22 protein-coding genes are annotated in these 21037 nt (G+C 67.8%); 10 read left to right on the top strand and 12 right to left on the bottom strand.

Annotation, left to right across the window (positions count from 1 at the left end):
* Window positions 1-58 precede the first annotated feature (58 nt).
* Window positions 59-973 (top strand): hypothetical protein, encoded by a 915-nt coding sequence (locus QE359_RS07665; protein ID WP_309778708.1) that lies wholly within the window; start codon window positions 59-61, stop codon window positions 971-973.
* Window positions 974-1275: 302 nt separating this feature from the next.
* Here the strand turns inward: QE359_RS07665 and QE359_RS07660 are convergent, their stop codons facing one another.
* The 7 genes from QE359_RS07660 to QE359_RS07630 all read right to left on the bottom strand — a co-directional run bounded on the left by QE359_RS07660 (window position 1276) and on the right by QE359_RS07630 (window position 8866).
* Entirely contained in the window at window positions 1276-2958 is a 1683-nt protein-coding gene (locus QE359_RS07660) for an ATP-dependent helicase (RefSeq protein ID WP_309778706.1), read from the bottom strand.
* Between the two features lie 4 nt (window positions 2959-2962).
* Entirely contained in the window at window positions 2963-4567 is a 1605-nt protein-coding gene (locus tag QE359_RS07655) for an AAA family ATPase (RefSeq protein WP_309778704.1), read from the bottom strand.
* Between the two features lie 318 nt (window positions 4568-4885).
* Window positions 4886-5629: a hypothetical protein gene (locus QE359_RS07650; protein WP_309778702.1), complete on the bottom strand. Its 744-nt coding sequence runs from the start codon at window positions 5627-5629 to the stop codon at window positions 4886-4888.
* Between the two features lie 363 nt (window positions 5630-5992).
* Window positions 5993-6469: a hypothetical protein gene (locus QE359_RS07645; RefSeq protein WP_309778701.1), complete on the bottom strand. Its 477-nt coding sequence runs from the start codon at window positions 6467-6469 to the stop codon at window positions 5993-5995.
* Window positions 6466-7260, bottom strand: coding sequence for a hypothetical protein (locus QE359_RS07640; RefSeq protein WP_309778699.1), 795 nt, complete (start codon window positions 7258-7260; stop codon window positions 6466-6468). The genes QE359_RS07645 and QE359_RS07640 overlap by 4 nt, the downstream gene beginning before the upstream one ends.
* 319 nt (window positions 7261-7579) lie before the next feature.
* A complete protein-coding gene (locus tag QE359_RS07635; protein WP_309778697.1) occupies window positions 7580-8446 on the bottom strand; it encodes an SDR family NAD(P)-dependent oxidoreductase in 867 nt (288 codons plus the stop codon).
* 138 nt (window positions 8447-8584) lie between these two features.
* Window positions 8585-8866: a helix-turn-helix domain-containing protein gene (locus tag QE359_RS07630; protein WP_309778696.1), complete on the bottom strand. Its 282-nt coding sequence runs from the start codon at window positions 8864-8866 to the stop codon at window positions 8585-8587.
* Between the two features lie 239 nt (window positions 8867-9105).
* Here QE359_RS07630 and QE359_RS07625 point away from each other — a divergent pair, with 239 nt between their 5' ends.
* The 4 genes from QE359_RS07625 to QE359_RS07610 are packed head-to-tail and all read left to right on the top strand — an operon-like array spanning window position 9106 to window position 11607.
* A complete protein-coding gene (locus QE359_RS07625) occupies window positions 9106-10134 on the top strand; it encodes a zinc-binding alcohol dehydrogenase family protein (RefSeq protein WP_309778694.1) in 1029 nt (342 codons plus the stop codon).
* 42 nt (window positions 10135-10176) lie between these two features.
* A complete protein-coding gene (locus QE359_RS07620) occupies window positions 10177-10584 on the top strand; it encodes a heme-binding protein (protein ID WP_309778692.1) in 408 nt (135 codons plus the stop codon).
* Window positions 10584-11300: an SDR family oxidoreductase gene (locus QE359_RS07615; RefSeq protein WP_309778691.1), complete on the top strand. Its 717-nt coding sequence runs from the start codon at window positions 10584-10586 to the stop codon at window positions 11298-11300. Before QE359_RS07620 ends, QE359_RS07615 begins: the two co-directional genes overlap by 1 nt.
* 13 nt (window positions 11301-11313) lie before the next feature.
* Window positions 11314-11607, top strand: a complete 294-nt coding sequence (locus tag QE359_RS07610) for a putative quinol monooxygenase (RefSeq protein WP_111100032.1) — start codon at window positions 11314-11316, stop codon at window positions 11605-11607.
* 109 nt (window positions 11608-11716) lie between these two features.
* On the opposite strand, the gene QE359_RS07605 is transcribed toward QE359_RS07610, so the two are convergent.
* The 5 genes from QE359_RS07605 to QE359_RS07585 all read right to left on the bottom strand — a co-directional run bounded on the left by QE359_RS07605 (window position 11717) and on the right by QE359_RS07585 (window position 16461).
* Entirely contained in the window at window positions 11717-12424 is a 708-nt protein-coding gene (locus tag QE359_RS07605; RefSeq protein ID WP_309778688.1) for an SDR family oxidoreductase, read from the bottom strand.
* 40 nt (window positions 12425-12464) lie between these two features.
* Window positions 12465-13127 carry an NAD(P)H-binding protein gene (locus tag QE359_RS07600; RefSeq protein ID WP_309778686.1) on the bottom strand — a complete coding sequence of 221 codons (663 nt, stop codon included), beginning with the start codon at window positions 13125-13127 and terminating at the stop codon, window positions 12465-12467.
* 2 nt (window positions 13128-13129) lie between these two features.
* Entirely contained in the window at window positions 13130-13867 is a 738-nt protein-coding gene (locus tag QE359_RS07595) for a hypothetical protein (RefSeq protein WP_309778684.1), read from the bottom strand.
* Between the two features lie 14 nt (window positions 13868-13881).
* Complete coding sequence (locus QE359_RS07590) at window positions 13882-14760, bottom strand: alpha/beta hydrolase (RefSeq protein ID WP_309778682.1); 879 nt, start codon at window positions 14758-14760, stop codon at window positions 13882-13884.
* A 126-nt stretch (window positions 14761-14886) separates the two neighbouring features.
* Window positions 14887-16461, bottom strand: coding sequence for a cation:proton antiporter (locus QE359_RS07585; protein WP_309778681.1), 1575 nt, complete (start codon window positions 16459-16461; stop codon window positions 14887-14889).
* 68 nt (window positions 16462-16529) lie between these two features.
* Here QE359_RS07585 and QE359_RS07580 point away from each other — a divergent pair, with 68 nt between their 5' ends.
* The 5 genes from QE359_RS07580 (at window position 16530) to QE359_RS07560 (ending at window position 21012) form a co-directional block, all read left to right on the top strand.
* Window positions 16530-16685, top strand: a complete 156-nt coding sequence (locus QE359_RS07580; RefSeq protein WP_309778679.1) for a hypothetical protein — start codon at window positions 16530-16532, stop codon at window positions 16683-16685.
* A 291-nt stretch (window positions 16686-16976) separates the two neighbouring features.
* On the top strand, window positions 16977-17558 hold the full coding sequence (locus QE359_RS07575) for an alpha/beta hydrolase (protein WP_309778677.1): 582 nt from the start codon (window positions 16977-16979) through the stop codon (window positions 17556-17558).
* On the top strand, window positions 17536-17796 hold the full coding sequence (locus QE359_RS07570; protein WP_309778674.1) for an alpha/beta hydrolase: 261 nt from the start codon (window positions 17536-17538) through the stop codon (window positions 17794-17796). Before QE359_RS07575 ends, QE359_RS07570 begins: the two co-directional genes overlap by 23 nt.
* A gap of 120 nt (window positions 17797-17916) precedes the next feature.
* Window positions 17917-20082, top strand: coding sequence for an MFS transporter (locus tag QE359_RS07565; RefSeq protein WP_309778672.1), 2166 nt, complete (start codon window positions 17917-17919; stop codon window positions 20080-20082).
* Between the two features lie 54 nt (window positions 20083-20136).
* Window positions 20137-21012, top strand: coding sequence for an aldo/keto reductase (locus QE359_RS07560; RefSeq protein WP_309778669.1), 876 nt, complete (start codon window positions 20137-20139; stop codon window positions 21010-21012).
* Window positions 21013-21037 lie beyond the last annotated feature (25 nt).

Raw genomic sequence — 21037 nt, 5'->3', positions numbered from 1 at the left:
CACCCCTTCCACCGATCGACCAAGCGGCTACATGTCGTCGACACCAGCAGTTGGAGGGATGATGCTCAGCACCGACGAGCCCTTCGATGAGAACGGCGAACCTAACCCGGTCATCGCCGCGATTCTCCCTACTCTTTCCCCCGGCACGCTGGACCTTGAGTACGCGGAACCAACCGTCACGGCTTGGAAAACCGGCATGCGATGGCAGGAGCACTTCGGCTCATATGCTCATTTGGCCGACCTCGCGATGTCGTCTCATAGCAGGAGCGTTGCGCGCGGACGCGGTGCCGAGATTTTTGGACGTGCCGCGAGCATGGGCGAGCAGCTCGCCGTCGCGGCGACCGCAGCAGCCGATGCGCAACGTTGGAGCGAGCACGAGCAGCCCGGGGCACGGCAGAGCATGGCTGTCCGTGCCTTGTGCGACCTCAGCGTTCACAACGCGCTCTCCACCAGCCACGGGCTGATAAACATCTCTGCGCGTGTGATCAATCTGCAAGGACCCACCGGATGGGAGCCGAAGGAGCCCGGTAAGAACGCGTACTTGAGAGGCACCCACCTTCCTCCATTTGCCCGCGGCCCCTGGATCGCCCTGACCAAGGACAACGCTCGTGATCACCGTCGAGACGCGGGTACTACCGAGCTGCCCGCCCTCATCGAGCTGGCCGAGGTCGTGAATAGACTGGTCGACGACTCGCGATGGCGGGAGCGCATCCCTGAGCGCAACGAGGACTTTCACGGCTGGCGGGCGCAAAGCGTTGACGGCGGAGTTCCGCGCGAGAACCCGTGGACAATCGATGCAACGAGCGCCTCGATCGGCATCGACGGGCACGTCATGGGGCATCAACCACCAGACCCCGCACGGGTAGTCCAGGAGACGCAAGCGATCATCGCTGCAGTGACGGAGCGACTCGACGCCTGGCACGACGCACTCCCAGCGGCGTTGAACGCGCTCGACCTTCCGGTCGTCGACTGATGATCACAGCAAAGTCCTGTCTCAGGTCGTGGGAGCGTCGCGCCGCATCCGAGCGACCGCGCCACCGCACCCGCAGGCACAACCCCAACTCCTAAGGAGACCCGCGGCCTCAACGACCGCGCTGCCACGGTCGGCTAAGCCGTGTTCGCAAAGATCACGTGCGCGGCCTCACGGGCTTTCTCCCCGCGGCGAACGCCGGCCGCCTAGTTCCCACGGCCCAAATCATCGGCGAGAACACATCGCTACGCCAACCACCAATCAGGGTGGGGAGACGATGGGCATCATCCCTGCCGCGACCTGCTTCAACGCGCAGCTATGTCACTCCAATTCGTCTCTTTAAACCAATCGACAAGCGTTGCCGCATCGCCCGGTTCGGCTGCTGTAAGCATCGGAAGCAGTGAAGAAGCCTGCTTTCTCAAAGGCTTGTTGGCCAAGCTTGGTACCACTTCGGCCCAACTGACCACAACCCCGTGGCGCGCCCGCGACAACATGACTGAGAGCACGCGCGCCTCTTCAGACTTTTCAGCCACCGTAGTGGCCCTGAAATCGGGAAGGACACCTTCTTCCAGCCCCACGACGAACACCCAGTCAAACTGTTGCCCTTTCCCGACATGCCCTGTCAAAAGGTGCACTCCCGGTGCCGTTATCAGAGTAGTCGAGTCGCCGACGCGAATACGCGCCTTGATCTGTGCGGCCGACAACCCCTCTCGCAACAAGTCCTCGCACCATTGCAAGGCATCGACCAGGTTCTCGCGAACGGAGGGCTCGAGGACCGCGGCGAACCCGGCTGCCTCCAGCAGGAAATCCTGCTTTGACTGGGCCATGTCGTACCGTCGTGAATCGAAACGTGACAGCATCGCACGCATAAGTCGAGCGGTCTCGGTATCTACCACACCGTCGTCCCATCGGAAGAACGGAACTTCTGCGGCCGAAAGTGCCGCCTCGACAAACCGACGCCTGTTCACCGTACGCGATAGGATTCCAATTCGTTGCTGCGGCGCTCGCGAGATGATGGCGCGAACAACCTTGGAAACCCACCCAGCTTCTGTATCAGCCGACTCGTGTTTCACAGAGGACGCCAAACCACCCCCAGGCCAAGAGGCCGGGTCTGCCGCTCTCAGCTTGACCCCGCCGGTCTGAACGGACAAGGCGTTCACCATGGCGAGGACAGCCGGAGAAGATCTATGAGATTCAGAGAACTCGATGACCTTCCCGCACTCGGCACGGATGGCCTCGTCGACCTCCTTTGGCTTTGCGCCAGCGAAGCCATAGATCCCCTGAGCGAGGTCACCGGCGAACGTCGTGCGCCGAAACCCAATGCGGTTCACGATACGAAGTTGCTGAAGTGTCAAATCTTGAAACTCGTCAACAATAACGCACCCGAAATGAGCCCGATACAAATCCGCGACGGAATCATTCGCAAGGATCAGCTCCGCGACTCTCGGAAGATCGTCGTACGTGAGACGACCCTCCGCAACCCGCTTGCGCTCGATCTCGAGGGCAGATTCCCTGCCCGGCGCCGTGAGATAAGCGTCGACCTCGGTATCCGTCCGAAACTGTTGCTTAGCTTCGCGCAGAGCGACCTGTACCGCAGCAGTGGTACTAAAGTCGAATCCCAACGCTCGGCACTGCGCGCCAACCCAGTCGCCGGTAGGCAACATCAGGTCAGGTTCAAGACCGATCACGTTCGCATGAGCGCGAAAAATCCGCGCGGCCAGCCCATGAAAGTTGGTTATTGAGATTCGATCGCGCAGGACAGAGCCCTTGAGATACTCTTCCAAGCGTTCACGGATGTTATCACGGGCACGGTTCGAAAAGGTCACGACAAGGACCTTCTGTGGGGGCAACACCGTCCCACGTGCAAGCAGTCCTTGAATACGAAGCGCGAGCGCCTCGGTCTTGCCGCAACCGGCGGGTGCGACAACAAGAAGATCAAGTGCTTCTTCGTCGCGAATTTCGAGCTGGGAGCTTGTCGGCTTGATCATTCAGCTAAACAATCTCGTGCAGTAGCGCCTCGACGCTCTTCAACGAAGAGGCATTGTCTTTTGTCAGGATTGGTAGAACGGAAAGTGCAGCCCGAACCTTCCTCTTGTTCACCCGACAGAAACCTGCAACGTCGCCCTGCAGAAATTCTCCAGAAACGCCGGAAGGGGAACAGTTCGCCAACTCGTTTTTTGAAAAGAGCTTCCCCGCCACGAGGGCGTCGAATACCGCCTTCGGCCCAAGAGCCGTCACGTATTCGTCCTCAAGGTCGCGAATCGAAGTGAAGACGTGGTGGGCTGGAAGACTCTCAACCTCTACTCCAAGCGCTTCCGCCACCTTCACCTCAGCATCTTCGTCTATCAGCCAGAAGACCTCGAGGGCAAAGCCCGTGGATCCGAACAGTTTGATGATGGGCAGAATCTCCGATGCACCATCGGTCTCAATCACTGAGACCCCGAGCCGATCCAGGTTCCGATTCGTGAGATCAGCAACACGCTCAAGAACAATGCGATCCGAAAGCCCCTCTACCGTGACAACCTTCGACGCAGAGAGGGGCTCAAGCTTGTCCCGCACCCACCACTTGACGAAAGTACGCTCATCAGCCTCTAGAAATCCTTCGGTCGGCTGGACGATTTGCCCTCCTGGCCGCACAACAACGATGTTGTCGGCATCAAATGCACCAACTATATCTGACGAATGAGTTGCGAGGACTTTCTGGTTATCACTGGTTCGGAGGAGCCGCGCAAGGCTTCTCTGCGAAGTCGGATGAAGGTGAATTTCTGGTTCATCTATTCCAACCACGTTGGCGCCAGCGCTCATCAAATCATACAACGCAATAGCATATAGGGCCCGGGTTCCGTCAGATTGCTCTGACAGCTCATGCTCAACCCCACCTTTGCTAACGCGCAAGCGGACGTCGCTGAGTACGTCATTGTCCGCCGCCGCTCCGCTCACGAAGGACAAGTCCTTTTTTCTCACTTTCTCTGGCAGAGCTTTCGACAGCTGGCCAGCGAGCTGCTTCCGGAGGTCTCCGAGCGTTTCGGACGCGTTCAGGGCATTCTGGAAGCTCGTCGATATGGAGTCGAAGCCGGTTTGCTCATCACCAAGTTGAACGGCGCGCAGAAGGTCATCAAGTGCCGTCCGGCGTCCGTCCCGCAGGTCCCGGCTCTGCGCCGTGGCGCTCAGGAACTTCCAACCCAAGCCAGCAATCTGATCGCGGGAGAGCTGGCGCCCCGTCCCCGCGTGAGGCCCGGTTCTAGCAATACTGAGCGATTCACTCTCGTCCACCGTCGCCGCAAGCTGAATTGTAAGAGAACGCTGCGCGGATACTGGATCCACGAAGATCTCATCCGCAAACAAGGCCTTCTCATCCGGACGGAAATCGACAAGTTCCACTTCGAACCTGAGTTCCTGCGTTGGGTCCCGGAAGTCCGCTGCACTCAAGCTCGAGTACAGCTGTGCGGTGCTGGCGCCAAGCACGAGGTCGACGGCGCGAAGGAGGGAGGATTTGCCCACATCATTCGCGCCTACCAACACGAGATGCTGGCGTACCGCAATCTCAACGTCTTCCAGCCGCCGGTAGTTCTCGACTTTGATCCTCGTCAGCTTCATGCGTCCTCCAATGTCTCTTGCGACAAATCTCGGGCCAGTCGCAGTACGCAGGTCTCACGAGCAGCCCTACGGCGATAAGCCGGTAGAAGAACCCTCGGCGTCTCAGGGCACGCTATTGACTCTTAGCTCAGGGTAGCGCGTGGACCGCAGCTCGACAAAGTGAATCAGAAAGAATTCTTCCCGTATTCCGGAAGTTCGTCTCGGTTTCGCCGGTGTTGCCACCCGAAGGAGGGGCGGCAGGCAACCACGAGTCGCCTCGCTCCAACCTGCGACGTCGGCTCAGCCAAGCCCGGTCCTGGCGAAGCAGCTCCGGTCGGGTCAGGTGATACGCCAGACGGCTGTAGCCCACCGGTTCTTGCCAACGACACTCTCGCCCAGGAGCGTCGCCTTCACGCTCTCGGGCACCCACCGCTTACCATTCGTCCTCAGGGGGAGTTTGGATCGTACTGAGTCGCCCCCTAGAAACTTCCCGTTCTCGTCGATCGGGCGGAACGAGCTGCCTCCAGAATCCTCCCCCATCATCGAAACTAACCGGAGGGGCTTCAAATAACGTCTTGATCCCAGGGCACGAGCCTGCGAGGCGACATCGATCTGCTGGACGAGTTTCACGACCTCCTGCTGACGCCCACAGATGACAAGTATGCAGTCGGTTTCACCTTCGGCCATCGCTACCAGCTTCAATCTATAAATGTCCGCCAAGATTGTCCGCCACGTTGAATGCGCGGAAGTGGTCCATTTGACTTCGATCGCGAGCGAGCCCCCTTGGCACTGCTTTGTCGGTCGGATATGAAAGTCCAGTTCTCGACGTCGTCCACGTTTGACCTTGCCCTTCTCCGCGTCCGGGGCATCCTGGAGGGCAGGGTGCGCATAGCTCGCCTGGACCCAGTGGTCAGCCGAGCTGAGGTTCGAAATGACTACCTCGTTGATGATTGCATGTACGTGGTACTCGTTGAAGCCCCCTTCGCGCATGCAAGCTTGGTCGAAGGTCAGCTTCGCTGGCAGGGCGTGGGCGATAAGGCGGCCCAGGTCCTTCTTGATTGAAACCTGCCTCAAGTCATCCATGGCAGCAATCTAGCGAGGAAGCCTCGACTCTACAACGCTAGGGCCGACGCGGTATTCCACCCTCGTAACCGAATTCCTCACCCGGTAACGGAGGCGGCGATCCGGTCGGACCGGAGCGCGTCGCCGATAACGCTCATTACGACTTCCCGGGTCGAGCTCGCGCGCTGGCTGCTGAAGCACCACAAAGAGCTTTGCTCCGACCGACCTGTTGGCGGCGGGACGAGGCGGGATGGGCTCGACAAGAGGCGCCGTCCACCGGGAGGTGGACGGCGCCTCTTGTCGTCGGCCACCGCGCGGCGAGCTAGCCCACTCTGCACCTGCGCGACGGGGCCGGGGTCGCCGCGGTGGACCGACTCCCGCGCTTTACTGCTTGGACAGCCGAACGGTGGCGGTGCTGCCCGCGATGCTCACGGGGAAGCTGATCTCTCCGTTCTCGTAGATGAAGACCTTCGTCGAGTCCGTCGATGCCAGAAGGGCCGAGTCGGTGGCGGCGGTGTCCCGCGTCGATGTCCAGGTGTACGGCGAGGCGTCATCGGTCGGAGGCGCGAAGGTGCCGACCCAAAACAGGGACTCGGTGTCACCGTTGTCGGTAACGAAATCCGCCGTGATGGTGGTCCCGGAGATGGTGGCGGTCATCCAACCGTCGTCGCTTGCCGAGTTGTTCTGTTTCCAGTTGCCGGTGAGGTCCGGGATCACGACCGGATCCGGCGTCGGCGTAGATGAGGCTGTCTTCGTCGGACCGCTGGTCTCCCCCGCCGACGCGCCAGCGGTGTTCGTCGCGCTGCACCCGGTGAGAGCCAGGACGGCGGCGAGGGCGACGGGAGCGATCAGCCGCTTCACTTGAACCACCCCGAAACTCCGACAGTGAACGTATCGCACGGGGTGTCGTATAAGTCGTGACTGAACGAGACCGTTGCATCCGCCTCGATGTCGCCGGTCTCGGTGGCGTAGTCGAGGGCTGATGCGGTCAGGGTGTCGCCGCTGAGGCAGTAGATCCCAACAGAGTACGGACCGGTGAGGGCCTTACCGGTCTTGTTCACCGCGGTCCCGATGACCGACTTCCCGTTGTTGTCGGCCTGCGTGACGTTGAGCGGTGCTGAGTTGTACGAAGAGGTGTCCGCCGGCATCGTCGATGTCTTGAAGTTGTATTGCACACCGGACTGCGGTACGGACGAGACGTCTTCGAAGTAGATGTAGCCGAAGCCGGCTTCTCCGGGCTTCACCTGTGCCGGGATCGTGTCCTGGCTCGAGCCACTCGCAACGACCTTGCCGCCCGCCGATGCTGTCCCGGTGAAGTCCACATGCGAGATCGGCGCGGCGGTGTTGTTGCGGAAGGCGAACGCCAACGTGCCGCCGCCGCTGCCGTCCGTCTTGAGCGGCGCAGTGGTCACAACGGAGACCTTCCCTGCATCGCCAGCGGCGACCTTCGGCGTCGCGTTCCCGGCGAGATATCCGCCGGCGTTGAAGGGGAGGGCAGCGACCGTGGTCGACGTGGGAGTCGGGGAGGCGGTCGAGGACTCGCCGACGGTGCCTGCTGCGACGTTGGAGGTGGAGGACGTGCTGCAGCCCGCGAGGAGGAGCAGAGCTGCCCCGCCGAGTGCGGCCGACGCGAGCGTCTGCTTCGAGATCATGGTGGGAGGTGGGTCTTTCTTGAGCGTCTGTCGAAACTGTGGCTTCGCTCAACGTAGTGGCTGGAGCGATGGTGCTCGACACCCCAGTTGTGGAGCAGAGAAGAACGGCGGTTGCCCGCACGTTTGATCACGCGCCGGTAACTGCGGGGAGCTGTCGCACACCTTCGCGACAGTCAAGGCCGCGGATGCCTGCAAGCAGCCCCGGCGACGCCGATCCTCCTGGTCGTGCGCGCGATACAGGCACGAGCGTTTGGCGATGGGCCAGCCCCGAGATCACGACTGCACCGCTCGATGAAGACCTTCAACTGGCGTCTGTCGCTCAGGCCCCGTCCCCGCCATCGCCCGGCAGCTCCACCCGCTCAGCACCGAAATCGGCGGACGCAGAGACACCTTCCCACGCCGTGGCCTCAGCGATCTGCTCCTGCGAGTACGCGATCGCCATGCGCGCCGCCCCGGCGCCGATGACGAGGTGGGACGGCAGCGGGTCCCGTCCAACGGTGCGCACAAGGATCTCGGCGGCCCGATCTGGATCTCCCGCGGCCGGCGCTCCGCGGAGACGCTCCGCGAAGGCACCCACCGTGGCGCCGTACTCCTCCGGGATCCCGTGGACGTCCATTGACGAACCCGCCCAGTCGGTGGCGAACCCGCCCGGCTCGACGACGAGGTAGCGGATCCCGAACGGAGCCGTCTCCGTGGCGAGCACTCGGGTTAGTCCGTCGATGCCGAACTTCGCTGCCTGGTATGAGCCGAGTCCGGGGGTCCCGCCGACTCGTCCTCCGACCGACGAGAACTGGACGATGGTTCCGCCGCCCTGCTGTCGCAGGATCGGGACGGCTGCCTTCGAGACGTTGTAGACGCCCCAGAAGTTCGTCTCGAACTGCTGCCGGAAGTCGTCTTCCGAGGCGGTCTCGACGGGTGCGAGGTTGGCGTACCCGGCGTTGTTGACGACCACGTCGACCGAGCTGAACGCTTCGCGTGTGGCGTGGAGTGCGTTGACGGCAGCGGCCGCGTCGGTGACGTCGAGTGCGAGCGGGAGCACCTGCGAGCCGAACTCCTCGACGACGTCCGACAGCTGCTGCGGCTTCCGGGCGGTGGCTGCCACTCGGTCGCCGGCGCGGAGGGCGGCGAGGGTGAGCGAACGGCCGAAGCCGCGGGACGATCCGGTGATGAACCACGTGCGGGACATGGGTGCTCCTCTGCGAGATCTGACGATCGAACGATTGCAGACGCTACGAGCCGTCCGGCGTGACAACCTGGCCCGGTTGGGGACACGCTCGCGCCGGAGGCCGTGCGTGAACCTGGGTGCATCGACCCCAGGGAGGCCTCAGTGCCGCGTCACGTTCTCGTTCACCCAGTCCCGCAGGTGCGCCAGTGGTGCCGCTGCCCCCTCGCCGAGCGGCGTCAGCGCGTACTCGACCCGGGGTGGCACCTCGGCGAAGACGGTCCGGCTCACGAGCCCGGCATCCTCCATCCGCTTCAACGACGCGGAGAGCACCTTCGGGCTGACGCCCTGCAGTTGGCGCCGCAGCTCACCGAACCGCTGCGGGCCGTCCTCGAGCACACCGATGGCGAGCGCCGTCCACTTGTTCGCGAGCAGGTCGAGCATCTCCCGGCACGGGCAGGCCAGCGGCGTAGACGTCGTTCCGGTCGCAGGTGTCGAGCACGTGGGCGGCTTCGACGGGACGGCTCATCGACGTGGTCACAGCGGCACTGTAACTGCGGACAGGCCCGGCAGCAAGCCTTTAGTTCCCCATGGGTACGGGAGCGGATCTGGGGTTTCTCGGTTACCGCACGGTAACCAGGGGTCCTTGCGGGTAACCACCGGGTCGGGTGCACGGTACTGACATGACCACGACGAACGAGGTCCGAGCGATCGGACAGACAGCCGCTCTCCCGGTCACCAGCGCCCGCAGCCTGGTGCCGACGACCATCCCCGAACCGGTCCCCGGCCCACACGACCTGCTCGTCAAGGTCCGCGCGGTCTCGGTCAACCCCGTCGATGTGAAGCTCCGCGGCGGCTCGGAACCGGACGGCGGTGTGCGGGTGCTCGGCTTCGACGCCTCCGGCACGGTGCGCGCGGTCGGTGATGCCGTCACGCTGTTCGCCCCGGGCGACGAGGTGTTCTACGCCGGCGCCATCGACCGGCCCGGCAGCAACGCAGAACTCCAGCTGGTGGACGAGCGCATCGTCGGACGGAAGCCGTCCACGATGTCCCACACCGAGGCCGCCGCGCTCCCGCTCACCGCGATCACCGCGTGGGAGAGCCTGTTCGACAAGCTCCGGATCACGCCGGATGCGACGGGCACCCTGCTCGTCGTCGGTGGTGCAGGCGGTGTCGGCTCGATCGCCATCCAGCTCGTCCGGACCATGCTGCCCGGCGTGCGGGTGATCGCCACCGCCTCCCGGTCCGAGAGCGAGGCATGGGTGCGCAACCTCGGCGCCCACGAGGTCGTCGACCACCACGGTGACCTCGCCGCGCAGGTCCTCGACGTCGCCCCGGACGGCATCGAGTGGATCCTCACCACCAACTCGGCCGGCCAGCTCCCCGCCTACGAGCAGGTGCTGCGCCCCTTCGGCCAGATCGTCGCGATCGACGACCCCGAGCAGGTCGACGTCGTCCTGCTGAAGTCCAAGGCGATCACGTGGCACTGGGAGTTCATGTTCGCCCGGTCCCTCCACGGGGCCGCTGACCTGGCCGAACAGCACCGGATCCTCGACGAGGTCGCCGACCTCGTCGACACCGGACACATCCGCGGAACCGCGACGACCGTCCTGCGGCCCATCACCGCCGAGACGCTGCGCGAAGCCCACCGCCTCGTCGAGAGCGGACGCGTCATCGGCAAGGTCGTCCTCACCGACGAACCGGCCGCCTGAGCCGCAGACCCACCAAGACCACCACCAGAGAAGGAGACAACCATGTCCATCACCCTCACCCAGGCACAGCGCATCATCGCCGCGGCCGACGCCAAGGCCAGCGAGCTCGGCGTGCCGTCGTCGATCACCGTCCTCGACGACGGCGCCCGGCTGGTCGCCTCGGTCCGCCAGGACGGTGCCCCGCTCGTGTCGATCGACTCCAGCTTCGCGAAGGCACGCACCTCGGTGTACTTCGGCGGCGCGCCCACCGGCGACCTCGCGGCAGCGGTCCAGCCCGGCGCCCCGCTGTACACGCTCGGTGCCGCGAGCAACGAGCCGCTCGCGTTCGTCGCCGGCGGCCTCCCGATCACCGACGAGTCCGGTGTCGTGATCGGCGCCGTCGGCTCCGGCGGCGGCACGCCGGACCAGGACGCCGTCATCGCGCAGGCCGGCATCGACGCGGCACGCTGATGAGCACCGGACTCGCGGGCAGGACCGTCCTGGTCGTGGGCGCGGGATCCGGCATCGGGACGGCGGTCGCATCCGCGGCCGCCGTCGCCGGCGCGCGGGTCGTCGCAGCCAGTCGTCGGCAGGACACCGCCGAGCAAGTCGCCGAGATCATCGGGCACGGAACGTCCGCCATCCGACTCGACCTCGGCGACGAGGACAGCATCCGCGCCGCCGCGGCGACGCTCGGGTCCGTCGACCACGTGGTGACCGTCGCCGCCGACCACGCGAACGGCCCGGTCACCGCACTCGAACAGAGCGACGTGGAGGACGCCTTCCGTGCGAAGGTCGTCGGCCCGTTGGTGCTGGCGAAGCACCTCGCCCCGATCATGCCGCCCACCGGCGCGTTCGTGCTGTTCTCCGGGTACGTGTCCGCCCGGCCACAGCCCGGACTCGCGGTGATGGCCACGACCAACGGCGCGGTGGACGCACTCGTCCCGGCACTGGCCGTTGACCTCGCACCGATCCGCGTCGTCGGGATCTCCCCCGGTGTCGTCGACTCCGGATCGTGGGACGGCATGGACGACAAGGCAGCTTTCTTCGCGCAGGTCGCCGGCTCGAACCCCGCCCGTCGCGTGGGGACCCCGGAGGACGTCGCCGACGCGGTCGTCTTCGCCCTCACCAATCCGTTCCTGACCGCGACCACCGTCCACCTCGACGGTGGCCAGCGGATCGCCTGACCAAGGGGGCACCATGAGCATCGTCATCATCGCGGAGATCGAACCGTCGCCGCGCGACGCAGCGACCGTCCGGGAGGCGCTCCTCACCGCCGTCACACGGGTCCGCTCCGAGGACGACGGCTGCGAGCGCTACGAGTTGCACCGTGACCCGCGGACCGGTGGGTTCGTCATGGTCGAGCGTTGGCGCGACCAAGCGGCGCTGGACGCGCACGCCGCCGGGCCGGCCTTCGCTGCGCTGAGCGCAGCGCTCGAGGGCCGGCTGGCCGGCCCGATCGCGCTCCGGCCGTTGGAGCCCGTCGAGGTCTGAGCACGACGAACGCCCCCTGCTGCGGCTCGCGCCGTGGCAGGGGGCGTCTCCGCGTCGACCGACGGCTAGCGCACGTGCGTCTCGTGCAGACGTGCGCGTCGACAGACGGTCAGCGCACGTGCGTCTCCTGCAGCGCGTCGTAGCGCTCGTGCACCGGCGCGGAGAGACCGTCGCGGGCAGCGCGTGTGAGGTCGTCTGCGAGGACCTCGTGTGCCCCGGCGTCCAGCCCGTCCAGGACGGCAGTGACGACGTCCGCCGGGTCGTTCTTCGGCATGTCCCCGGGCGTCATCGGGGTGTCGGTGAACGCCAGGTAGGCGCCGAGCACCTGCACGCCGTCCGCCGCGAGCTCCAGCCGGAGGGAGTCGGTTGCCGACCACAGGGCGGCCTTCGACGCGCTGTACCCGTTGCCGATCGCGAACCAGCTGAGCGCCGACGCGACGTTGACGACCGCACCGTGCAAGCGGCGGAGCGCCGGTGCGAACGCCCGCGTGACCTGCAGGGGGCCGAAGAAGTTCGTCTCCATCTGCGCACGGACGTCGTCGAGGTCACCGTCCACGAGAGAGCCGCTGCGCAGCACACCCGCGTTGTTGATCACGACCGTCACGTCCTCGGCGCTGGCGGCGGCCTCCCGTACGGATGCGGCGTCGGTCACGTCGAGCCGGATCGGCACGACGCCCCCGTCGTCCCACGTCCGTGGGCTCCTCGCCGCCGCGTACACGCGTGTGGCGCCACGCTCGCGCAGCTGGAGCACGAACTCCTGTCCGAGTCCGCCGTTCGCTCCGGTCACCAGGACCACTGCTCCGTCGATGTTCGTCATGTCCGTCCTTCCCGTTCGTCCTGTTCGTCTGCTCGCGGTGTCACTGTCCCGGCACCATCGCCTGCGCCAACGCCGTGCGGAGCGGCTGGTGCCCGGTCGTGATCTCGAGCTGCAGCCGCCCGGGGTCGGGGCCGACCGCGACGTCCTGCAGCGCGGCAGCGACGTCCGCTCGGGCGATCCCCGTCCGCGTCACGTGCTGCCCCGCTGCGAACGACCGTGATCCGGGTCCGTCGTGGAGTGCGTCCGGTCGGAGGATCACCCAGTCGAGGTCGAGGGTGCGGACGGCGGCGTCCGCGTCGGACTTCGCCCGCAGGTACACCTGGAACGGGTCCGTGGAGCCGCGCTCGTACTCGTCGGCTCCCGCGCCGGAGAGCATCACGAAGCGTCGGACGCCCGCCCGAACCGCGGCCTGCGCGAAGAGGATCGCGCCGTCCCGGTCCATCGAGAGCGACCGGGCAACCGTGCTCGCTTCCCCCGACCCAGCGGCGAACACCGCCGCGTCCGCCCCGCGGAGCACTTCGGCGACGTCGTCGAGCGACGCGGACTCGAGGTCCAGCAGGACGGGGACCACCCCGGGGAGCGCGAGCTCCTTGAGGTGTTCGGCCCGCCGGATCAGTCCGATGACGGTGTGGCCGTCGGAACGGAGCCGCTCGCTGAGGAGACGCGCGACCTTGCCGTGCGCGCCGGCGATGGCGATGCGCATCGTCAGGAGACGAGGATGTCGTCGATGCGGATGGAGACGATGAGCGGCTCCGGCAGCGCGTGCCCGTCGCCGTCGCGGACGAAGATGTTGCGCTCGGTGGCGAGCAGCAGACCGTCGACCCAGGTCTGTCCGGTCATGTACTCCACGCTCGGGGAGGCACCGGCGATGTCGACCTCGTAGTCCCGCCGACGGAGGATGCCGTCGGCGTCGGCGTAGAGCGTCTGCGTCGGGGTGTGTGTCGCGATGGAGTTGGGGTAGGTCACACGGAGGCGGTCCCAGGTCTGACCGTCCGGCTCCGTCCATGGGCCGGCTTCCTCGACCTGCACGCCGGGGAACGTGAACGACCAGGGTTCGGTGTTGTAGGTCCACATGGCGTAGCCCGTGAAGTAGGCCAGTTGCAGGGGCGTCCACGGCGTCTCCAGCACGTGGCCGGCGAACGAAGACCGGGGCGCGACGAGCTCCTCGATGATCTCGTCGCCGTGGTCGGTCGAGCGGACGACGGCCACACGGTCGGCCGTGAACTCGGTCCGGAGGTCGGCGGCACCGAAGTGGTCGAGCGAAGCGCGCTGCTGGCGGAGGTCGACCGTGAAGCGGCCTTCCTCGGCGATGCCGGGCACCTGCTTGAGGGCCCAGAAGGCCCCGCCGAAGTGCCGGTTGGCGGAGATCGTCGAGACGTCCGCCCAGCGTGCGCCGCCGTGGGCGTCGATGATGCGGTCGAGCAGGGTCGTGGTGGTGGTCATGATGGCTCCGGGGTTCAGGCGGCGGATGCCGTGGTGAGGAACTGGTCGACGAGAGCTGCCGCGTCGGCGGGGTACTGGAAGATCGAGGCGTGTGCGGCGTCCGGGAACACGTGCAGGCGCGCGTCGGGGATGAGGCCGGCGAGGGTGTGACTGCCGGGGGTGCGGATCATCAGGTCGTTGTCGCCCTGCAGGACGAGCGTCGGCTGACGGATGCCCGTGAGACGCTCGAGCTTCGAGATGTCCGGGATGCCCCAGGCCAGCACGGCGTCGTACTGCGCGTCGCGGACCGCCGCGGTCGTCGGCTCGTCCCGGTCCTCGGTGCGACCGCCCAGCCGGCGCAGGAAGTCCACGCCGAGCGTGCGGCTCGTCTCCGTGTGCGCGAAGAAGATGTAGAGGAGGTTCTCCGCCGACGGCACGTCCTGGCGCGACTCGCGCTCGATGTCCTCACGCCAACCGTGCATCGTCGGTGCGCCCGCGGGGCCGGTGCCGGCGAGCACCAGGTTGCGCACCGCCCAGGGCCGGAGCAGGGCGAGGTCCTGTGCAATGAACCCCCCGAGCGAGAATCCGAACACGTCGAACCGTCGGATCCCGAGCGCGTCGGTGAACGCCAGCAGGTCGACGGCCATCTGCGCGACCGTCGACGGCACGGTGCCGGTGGATCCACCGACGCCGGCATTGTCGACGAGGATCACCTCGCGGTCGGCGGCGATCGGGTCGACGAGGGCCGGGTCCCAGTTGTCGAGGTTGCCGCGGAAGTGCATCAGGAACACGAGCGGGACGCCGTCCGCGCTCGAGCCGAAGCGGCGGTAGGCGTAGGTGGTGCCGTTGGCAGCCGTCACGCGGCTCGTCCGGACGGTGGTCGTGGTGCTGGTGGTCGGGGCCGTGCTGGTCATTGCGGTGCTCCCTCGGGTCGGCCGACCCCGTCGGCCGGCGGCGGTGTCGACGCTAGGAGCGGTGCGGGCTGCGCAGCGTGCTCCCGTCGGGGACATGCTCCCGAGCGGGACACCCTCCCTGCGTCCTCAGTCGGTCCGCCCGGTGACCGTGGCACGGACGGCGGCTTCCTCGATGTCGAGGACGGTCAGCACGGCACGCACCGCGGCATCGGGGTAGCGGCCCTCGCGCCGCGCCCGCAGGACGGCTCGGCGTTCCTCGGCGATGGCGAGCATCCGGAGCTCGCCGTACGCAGCCGACCGGTCGGCGCGCACTGCGTCGTCGCCCACGAGCGTCTCGCCGAGCAGTGCGGCGTCGACGCGGACGCGCTCCACGACGCGGTCGTCGTACGCACCGTCCTCGAGCTCCTCGACCAGTCGGAGGCTCTCGGCCCGTGCCTCGGCGAGCAGGAGCTGCGTCTCCATCCGCTCCTGGTCGAGGTCGGGCGGCGGCAGCGCCACCTTCCGGATGACCCAGGGCAGGGTCAGCCCAATGAGGAGCGTCGCCAGGACCACGACGAAGGCGAGGAACTGCAGGAATGCCCGGTGTGGAGTCTGCTCGGGCAGCAGGAACACGGCGGCCAGCGTGACGACCCCGCGGACCCCGGCGACGGTCACCGGTAGGTCGAGACGCCACTGCCAGCTCCGCCGTCGGAGTCGCCTGGGACCCCACCGGTAGACGGCCGTCACGGCGAGGCTCCATCCGAGACGCGCTGCCACGAGGACCACGACGACCACCCCGATGACCACGGCCGCGCGGGCGACCCCGATGCCGGACGACAACGCGCCGCGGAGGATTGCCGGGAGGCTGAGCCCGATCAGCAGGAAGACCGCGTTCTCGAGCAGGAACTGGATCGTCCGCCAGTTCAGCGACTCCGCAAGTCGCGCCTCCGCAGACTGCAGCACCGGAGCGCGGAAGCCGAGGAACAGCCCGGCGACCACCACCGCGAGCGGGCCCGATGCACCGATGCCGTGCGCGAGCAGGAAGGCGACGTAGGGCGTGACGAGCGACAGGCTCGTGTCGAGCACGGCGACCGAGATCCGACGCCGCACGGCTCCCATCACGAACGCGACCAGGAGTCCGACGCCCACCCCGCCGACCACCGCCAGCACGAACTCGCCCGCAGCACGGACGGGGTCGAAGACCGCGACGATCGCGACGACCGCGGTGTTCAGTGCGACGAGTGCGGTGGCGTCGTTGAGCAGGCTCTCGCCGTCCAGGATCGATGCCAGCAGTCGTGGGAGCGGCGCCCGGCGCGTCACCGCGGTCACCGCTACGGCGTCCGTCGGAGCGACGACCGCGCCGAAGGCGAACGCGGCGGCGAGGGTGAGGGTCGGCACGACCGCCCAGGTGGCGAGGCCGACGACGACCGTCGTGAACGCCACGAGGCCGACCGACAGCAGCAGGAGCGGTTCGCGGCGCGCGCGGACGTCGGCGAGCGATGTCTGCAGTGCCGCGGCGAACAGCAGCGGTGGGAGGAGGACCGACAGCACGAAGTCCGGTTCGACGTCCACGCGGGGGACGCCGGGTACGTACGAGACCGCCACCCCGATGAGGACGAGCGCCAGGGGTGCCGACCACCCGACGCGTCGGGCCGCCGCGCTCACCGCGACCGTGACCACGAGGAACACGACGATCCACCCCAGGGTCACCTCGACGCTCATCGGGTCCGCCCGTGGGTGTCCGTGTCGCGGGCACGCGTGGATTGCTGCCCGCTCCGTAGCGTGCGGGCATGCGAAGTCTCCCTCGTCGTCCCCACGACCGGAACGTGTCGCCGGTGACGGCGCTTGCGTCGATCGCCCTGACGCGGATCCTCAACGAGCCGGTGGCCGTCGCGGAGAGACCCGGCGAGGAAGACCGGCAGGACGGCGTCCCGCTCGCTCCCTGAGCCGGGACGGTCTGCTGGTCCCCGACGCGGACGAAGGGGGATGCGCGGCGAGTACTCGGAGTGCATGTCGGGACGGTAGGTCGGCTCGGGTCGGACGTGCGTGTCCCCGCTCGGGCCAGGGAGCGGGCGCGATGGTCGCCCGGCTCCCTGGTCGCAGCCCTCCGCAATCGTGCCGAACCGGCGACCCGAGGGTGTTCCCGACGGGGACACGCCCCCGCGGAGCGGCGCTCGTAGCGTCGCCATCGCCGACGACGATCGTCCGGCACCCGACCACGACGCAAGGAGTCAGCAATGCCCACGTTCACCACGCCCGACGGCATCGAGATGTACTACACCGAGCAGGGCGAGGGACAGCCGATCGTGTTCGCGCACGGCTGGCCGCTCAGCTCGGACGCATGGCAGCCGGAACTGAAGTTCTTCAGCGAGAACGGCTACCGCGCCATCGCCCACGACCGCCGCGGGCACGGCCGCTCGGAGAAGACCGCCGTCGGTCACACCATCGACCAGTACGCGAAGGACCTCGCCGCCCTCATCGAGCACCTGGACCTGCACGACGTCATCGTCATGGGCCACTCCACCGGCGGTGGCGAAGTCGTCAAGTACGCCGCACAGTACGCCAACGGCCGGGTCGCAAAGGTCATCACCGCCGGCGCGATCCCGCCGATCATGGTCAAGTCGGACAGCAACCCGGACGGCACCCCCGATCGACGTCTTCGACGGCATCCGCGCCGGCGTCCTCGAGGACGCGTCGCAGTTCTGGCTCGACCTGTCCGAGTCGTTCTTCGGGGCCAACCACGGCCGCGACGTCTCCTACGGCGCGAAGCTCGACTTCTGGCGTCAGGGCCAGTTGGTGAACCTCTCGGCCGCCTATGACTGCGTCAAGGCGTTCTCCGAGACCGACCAGACCGAGGACCTCAAGGCGCTCACGGTCCCGATCCTCATCGCCCACGGCGAGGACGACCAGATCGTCCCGATCGACGACGCTGCACGCAAGTCGATCGAGCTCGTCGCCGACGGCACCCTCAAGACCTACCCCGGCGCTCCGCACGGCATCCACGGTGACTACCGCAAGGTGCTCCAGCAGGACGTCCTCGCCTGGATCAAGGGCTGACGCACCGATCGTCGGACGGGAGGCGCGGTGCGGGACCGCACCGCGCCTCCCGTCCGTCCGCACCCGGAATGCCAACCCACCTATGACGGTTACTTCCGCGCCCGTTCGGAGGAGTTCAGAATGATCAACACGCTGCAGCCGCGACCGCGCCTTCCCCTCAACACGTTCGGCATCGCGTTCGGCACGGCCGGCATCGCCGGCACGTGGACCGCCGCCGGGATCGAGCTCGGCGCACCACCCGCCGTCGGCGAGGTACTCTGGGCGGCCGCAGCGGTCGCCTGGGTGGTCACCATCGTGCGGTACCTGCGCCGCCCCGGCGGTGTCCGAGCGATCCTGAGCGACCTCCGGCACCCCGTCCTGGGACCGTTCGCCGCGCTCGTCCCGGCCGTCGGGTCCCTCCTCGCCGCGCACCTCGCCACGTGGCTGCCGGTCGCGGGCGCGACAGGTGTCTGGGCCATGCTCGTGCTGACGACAGCCTTCGGCGCCTGGTTCGTCACGACGCTGCTCACCGCGCCGCGGGACCCGGCAACCCTGCACGGCGGGTACCTCCTGCCCACCGTGGCGGCGTCCCTGCTGAGCGCCCAGGCCCTCGCCACGATCGGGCACCCGGAGCTGGCAACGGGGTACTTCGCCGCCGGTGTCCTGTTCTGGCTCCTGATCGGAGCCGCCCTCGTCGCGCGCTTCGCGACCGGCCCTGCCGTCCCGGTCGGGCTCCTGCCGACCCTCGCCATCCTGTCCGCACCACCCGCGGTCGCCGGGAACGCGTGGTGGACGATGACGGGAGGCGCGCCGTCCGTGGTGCACACCGCGCTCGCCGGGACGATGGTCGCCTTCCTCCTCCCTCACGTCTTCCTCCTCCGGCGGTACGTCACAAGCGGGTTCGCGATCGGGTTCTGGGCGATGACGTTCACCACCGCGGCGAGCGCGACCTACGGCATCCGCCTGCTCGCGCTCTCGGACCTCGGCACCACCGGGACCGTGCTCTCCTGGCTCGTCGTCGGCGTCGCCACCCTCGTCGTCGGCAGCATCGCCACCCGGTCGCTCGGCCTGCTGCGCCGGTCGGAGCAAGCCGGACCGCGGCGCTCATCCGCGGGCTACCGCCGGGCCGCGCTGATCGGCGTCGTCGTCGCCTCCGTAGCCGTCGCGTTCGGCGCGGGCGCCGGGAGTCCGCTCTTCGTCGTCTACCAGGCGGCGTGGGGCTTCCCCGACTGGCAGCTCACCTCGGCGTTCACGGTCTACGCGGTGACGCTCCTCGGCACGCTCCTGGTCGCCGGGCGCCTGTCAGACCACATCGGCCGACGGCCCGTCCTCATCGCCGCCCTCGCGCTCATGCTGCTCGCGAGTGCGCTGTTCCTCGTCGCCGACGGCATCGGGTGGGTGATCGCCGCCCGCGCCGTCCAGGGTGTCGCGACCGGGGCGGCGACGAGCACGTTCACCGCGGCGATCATCGAACTGTCGAGTGAACGACACCGGCGCACGATGACGGTGCTCACCAGCGCCGCGCCGGTCGGGGGTCTCGCCCTCGGCGCTTTCGGCGGCGGCATCGCCGCGCAGGTCGCGCCCGACCCGACCGCCGCCGTGTTCCTGACATTCGGGGTCGTGCTGCTCGTCGGCATCGCCGCGGTGCTCGCGGCGGACGAGACGGCCGACCGGCACGCCGGAGCACTCGCGTCGCTCCGACCGGTGCTCACCGTCCCCACTCGTGCCCGGGCGTGGTTCGTCGTGCTCGCTCCCCTGACGGCGGCCGGCTGGATGTTCTCCGGGCTGTTCCTCGGGCTCGGGCCGCGACTCGACGACGGCGTCTTCGCACTCGGCAGCGGCGCGGCGAGCGCGGCCGTGATCGCCCTGCAACCCGCCGCCGCGGCGGTCGCCGGCATGCTGTTCGCCCGCGTCGCAGACCGGCGCGGAACGGCGATCGGTGCCGGCCTGCTGTTCGTCGGCGCGGTCGGCGCTGGCGTCGCCGTCCTCACCGCGGACCTCCCCCTGCTCGTCGTCGCGGCGGTCATCGGCGGTGCCGGTCAGGGAGCCGCATTCGGTTCCTCGTTGCGGATCCTCGGCCCGCTCGCGGACAACGCGACCCGCGGCGGCCTGTTCGCGGCCGTGTACCTGGTCGCGTACGCGGCCTACGGTGCCCCGGTGCTCGTCGCAGGCTTCCTCACGGACGGCCTTGGGCTCGCGCCCGTCGGAGCGGTGTACGCGGCACTCGTCGCCGTCGCCGCAGGGGTCGCCGCGGTGGGCCTGACGGCTCGCGCTCGTCGGGAGCGCACGATCGTGCCCGCCGTCTGAGCAGCTCCTCTCTCTTCACCTCCTCCTCCGCACCAGCTGACGAACAGGATCACCATGACCGACATCGATGCACGACCCCGCACCGCCGCTGACGCGGGGACCTTCCTCATCGGCGGGGACCTCCCCGTCGCCCGCCTCGGCTTCGGCTCCATGCAGTTGCCCGGCCGGAACGCCTTCGGGCCCGCACGCGACCCCGAGGGCGCCAGAGCGGTCCTCCGTCGCGCCGTCGACCTCGGCGTGACCCTCATCGACACGGCGGACGCCTACGGACCCGAGGTCGCCGAGGAACTGATCGGTCAGGCCCTCGCCCCGTACCGCTCCGACGTCGTGATCGCCACGAAGGGCGGGTTCGTCCGCGGCCGGCGGGGCGAGTGGATCGTCGACGGACGGCCAGAGCACCTGCGCGCCGCCGTCCGGGGCAGCCTCCGCCGGCTCCGGCTGGAGCGCATCGACCTGTACCAGCTGCACCGCATCGACCAGCGGGTGCCGCTCGGCGAACAGCTCGGCATGCTGGCGTCCCTGCGCGACGAAGGGCTCATCCGGCACGTCGGGCTCAGCGAGGTGAGCGTTGCAGAACTCCGTGCGGCGCAGCGGATCGTGCCGATCGCGACCGTGCAGAACCTCTACAACCTGGTCGAGCGTTCGTCGGAGGAACTCGTGCGTGTGACCGCGGAGCTCGGTGTCGGCTTCATCCCGTGGTTCCCGCTCGCCACCGGCGGACTCACCCGCAGCGGCGGTCCACTCGGGGCGATGGCAGCCCGCGCTGGCGTCTCGCCGTCGCAGATCGCCCTCGCGTGGCTGCTCCAGCACGCGTCGAACGTGCTGCCGATCCCGGGGACGTCGAGCCCCGCGCACCTCGAGGAGAACGTGGCGGCCGCCGCCGTCCGGCTCTCACCGGCCGAGGTTACGGCACTCGACCGCGCAGCGTGACCGTGCTGCCATGACGACGGCCCGG

The organism is Curtobacterium sp. SORGH_AS_0776 (assembly GCF_031453355.1).
Lineage (GTDB): Bacteria > Actinomycetota > Actinomycetes > Actinomycetales > Microbacteriaceae > Curtobacterium.
Note: the sequence above shows the minus strand (reverse complement) of the source record. Positions and strands in the feature narration are given on the sequence as shown.

Coding starts and splice junctions, on each gene's coding strand:
- QE359_RS07665 (WP_309778708.1), top strand. CDS start 59: ATGATGCTCAGCACCGACGAGCCCTTCGATGAGAACGGCGAACCTAAC.
- QE359_RS07660 (WP_309778706.1), bottom strand. CDS start 2,958: ATGATCAAGCCGACAAGCTCCCAGCTCGAAATTCGCGACGAAGAAGCA.
- QE359_RS07655 (WP_309778704.1), bottom strand. CDS start 4,567: ATGAAGCTGACGAGGATCAAAGTCGAGAACTACCGGCGGCTGGAAGAC.
- QE359_RS07650 (WP_309778702.1), bottom strand. CDS start 5,629: ATGGATGACTTGAGGCAGGTTTCAATCAAGAAGGACCTGGGCCGCCTT.
- QE359_RS07640 (WP_309778699.1), bottom strand. CDS start 7,260: ATGATCTCGAAGCAGACGCTCGCGTCGGCCGCACTCGGCGGGGCAGCT.
- QE359_RS07635 (WP_309778697.1), bottom strand. CDS start 8,446: ATGTCCCGCACGTGGTTCATCACCGGATCGTCCCGCGGCTTCGGCCGT.
- QE359_RS07630 (WP_309778696.1), bottom strand. CDS start 8,866: ATGCTCGACCTGCTCGCGAACAAGTGGACGGCGCTCGCCATCGGTGTG.
- QE359_RS07625 (WP_309778694.1), top strand. CDS start 9,106: ATGACCACGACGAACGAGGTCCGAGCGATCGGACAGACAGCCGCTCTC.
- QE359_RS07620 (WP_309778692.1), top strand. CDS start 10,177: ATGTCCATCACCCTCACCCAGGCACAGCGCATCATCGCCGCGGCCGAC.
- QE359_RS07615 (WP_309778691.1), top strand. CDS start 10,584: ATGAGCACCGGACTCGCGGGCAGGACCGTCCTGGTCGTGGGCGCGGGA.
- QE359_RS07610 (WP_111100032.1), top strand. CDS start 11,314: ATGAGCATCGTCATCATCGCGGAGATCGAACCGTCGCCGCGCGACGCA.
- QE359_RS07605 (WP_309778688.1), bottom strand. CDS start 12,424: ATGACGAACATCGACGGAGCAGTGGTCCTGGTGACCGGAGCGAACGGC.
- QE359_RS07600 (WP_309778686.1), bottom strand. CDS start 13,127: ATGCGCATCGCCATCGCCGGCGCGCACGGCAAGGTCGCGCGTCTCCTC.
- QE359_RS07595 (WP_309778684.1), bottom strand. CDS start 13,867: ATGACCACCACCACGACCCTGCTCGACCGCATCATCGACGCCCACGGC.
- QE359_RS07590 (WP_309778682.1), bottom strand. CDS start 14,760: ATGACCAGCACGGCCCCGACCACCAGCACCACGACCACCGTCCGGACG.
- QE359_RS07585 (WP_309778681.1), bottom strand. CDS start 16,461: ATGAGCGTCGAGGTGACCCTGGGGTGGATCGTCGTGTTCCTCGTGGTC.
- QE359_RS07580 (WP_309778679.1), top strand. CDS start 16,530: ATGCGAAGTCTCCCTCGTCGTCCCCACGACCGGAACGTGTCGCCGGTG.
- QE359_RS07575 (WP_309778677.1), top strand. CDS start 16,977: ATGCCCACGTTCACCACGCCCGACGGCATCGAGATGTACTACACCGAG.
- QE359_RS07565 (WP_309778672.1), top strand. CDS start 17,917: ATGATCAACACGCTGCAGCCGCGACCGCGCCTTCCCCTCAACACGTTC.
- QE359_RS07560 (WP_309778669.1), top strand. CDS start 20,137: ATGACCGACATCGATGCACGACCCCGCACCGCCGCTGACGCGGGGACC.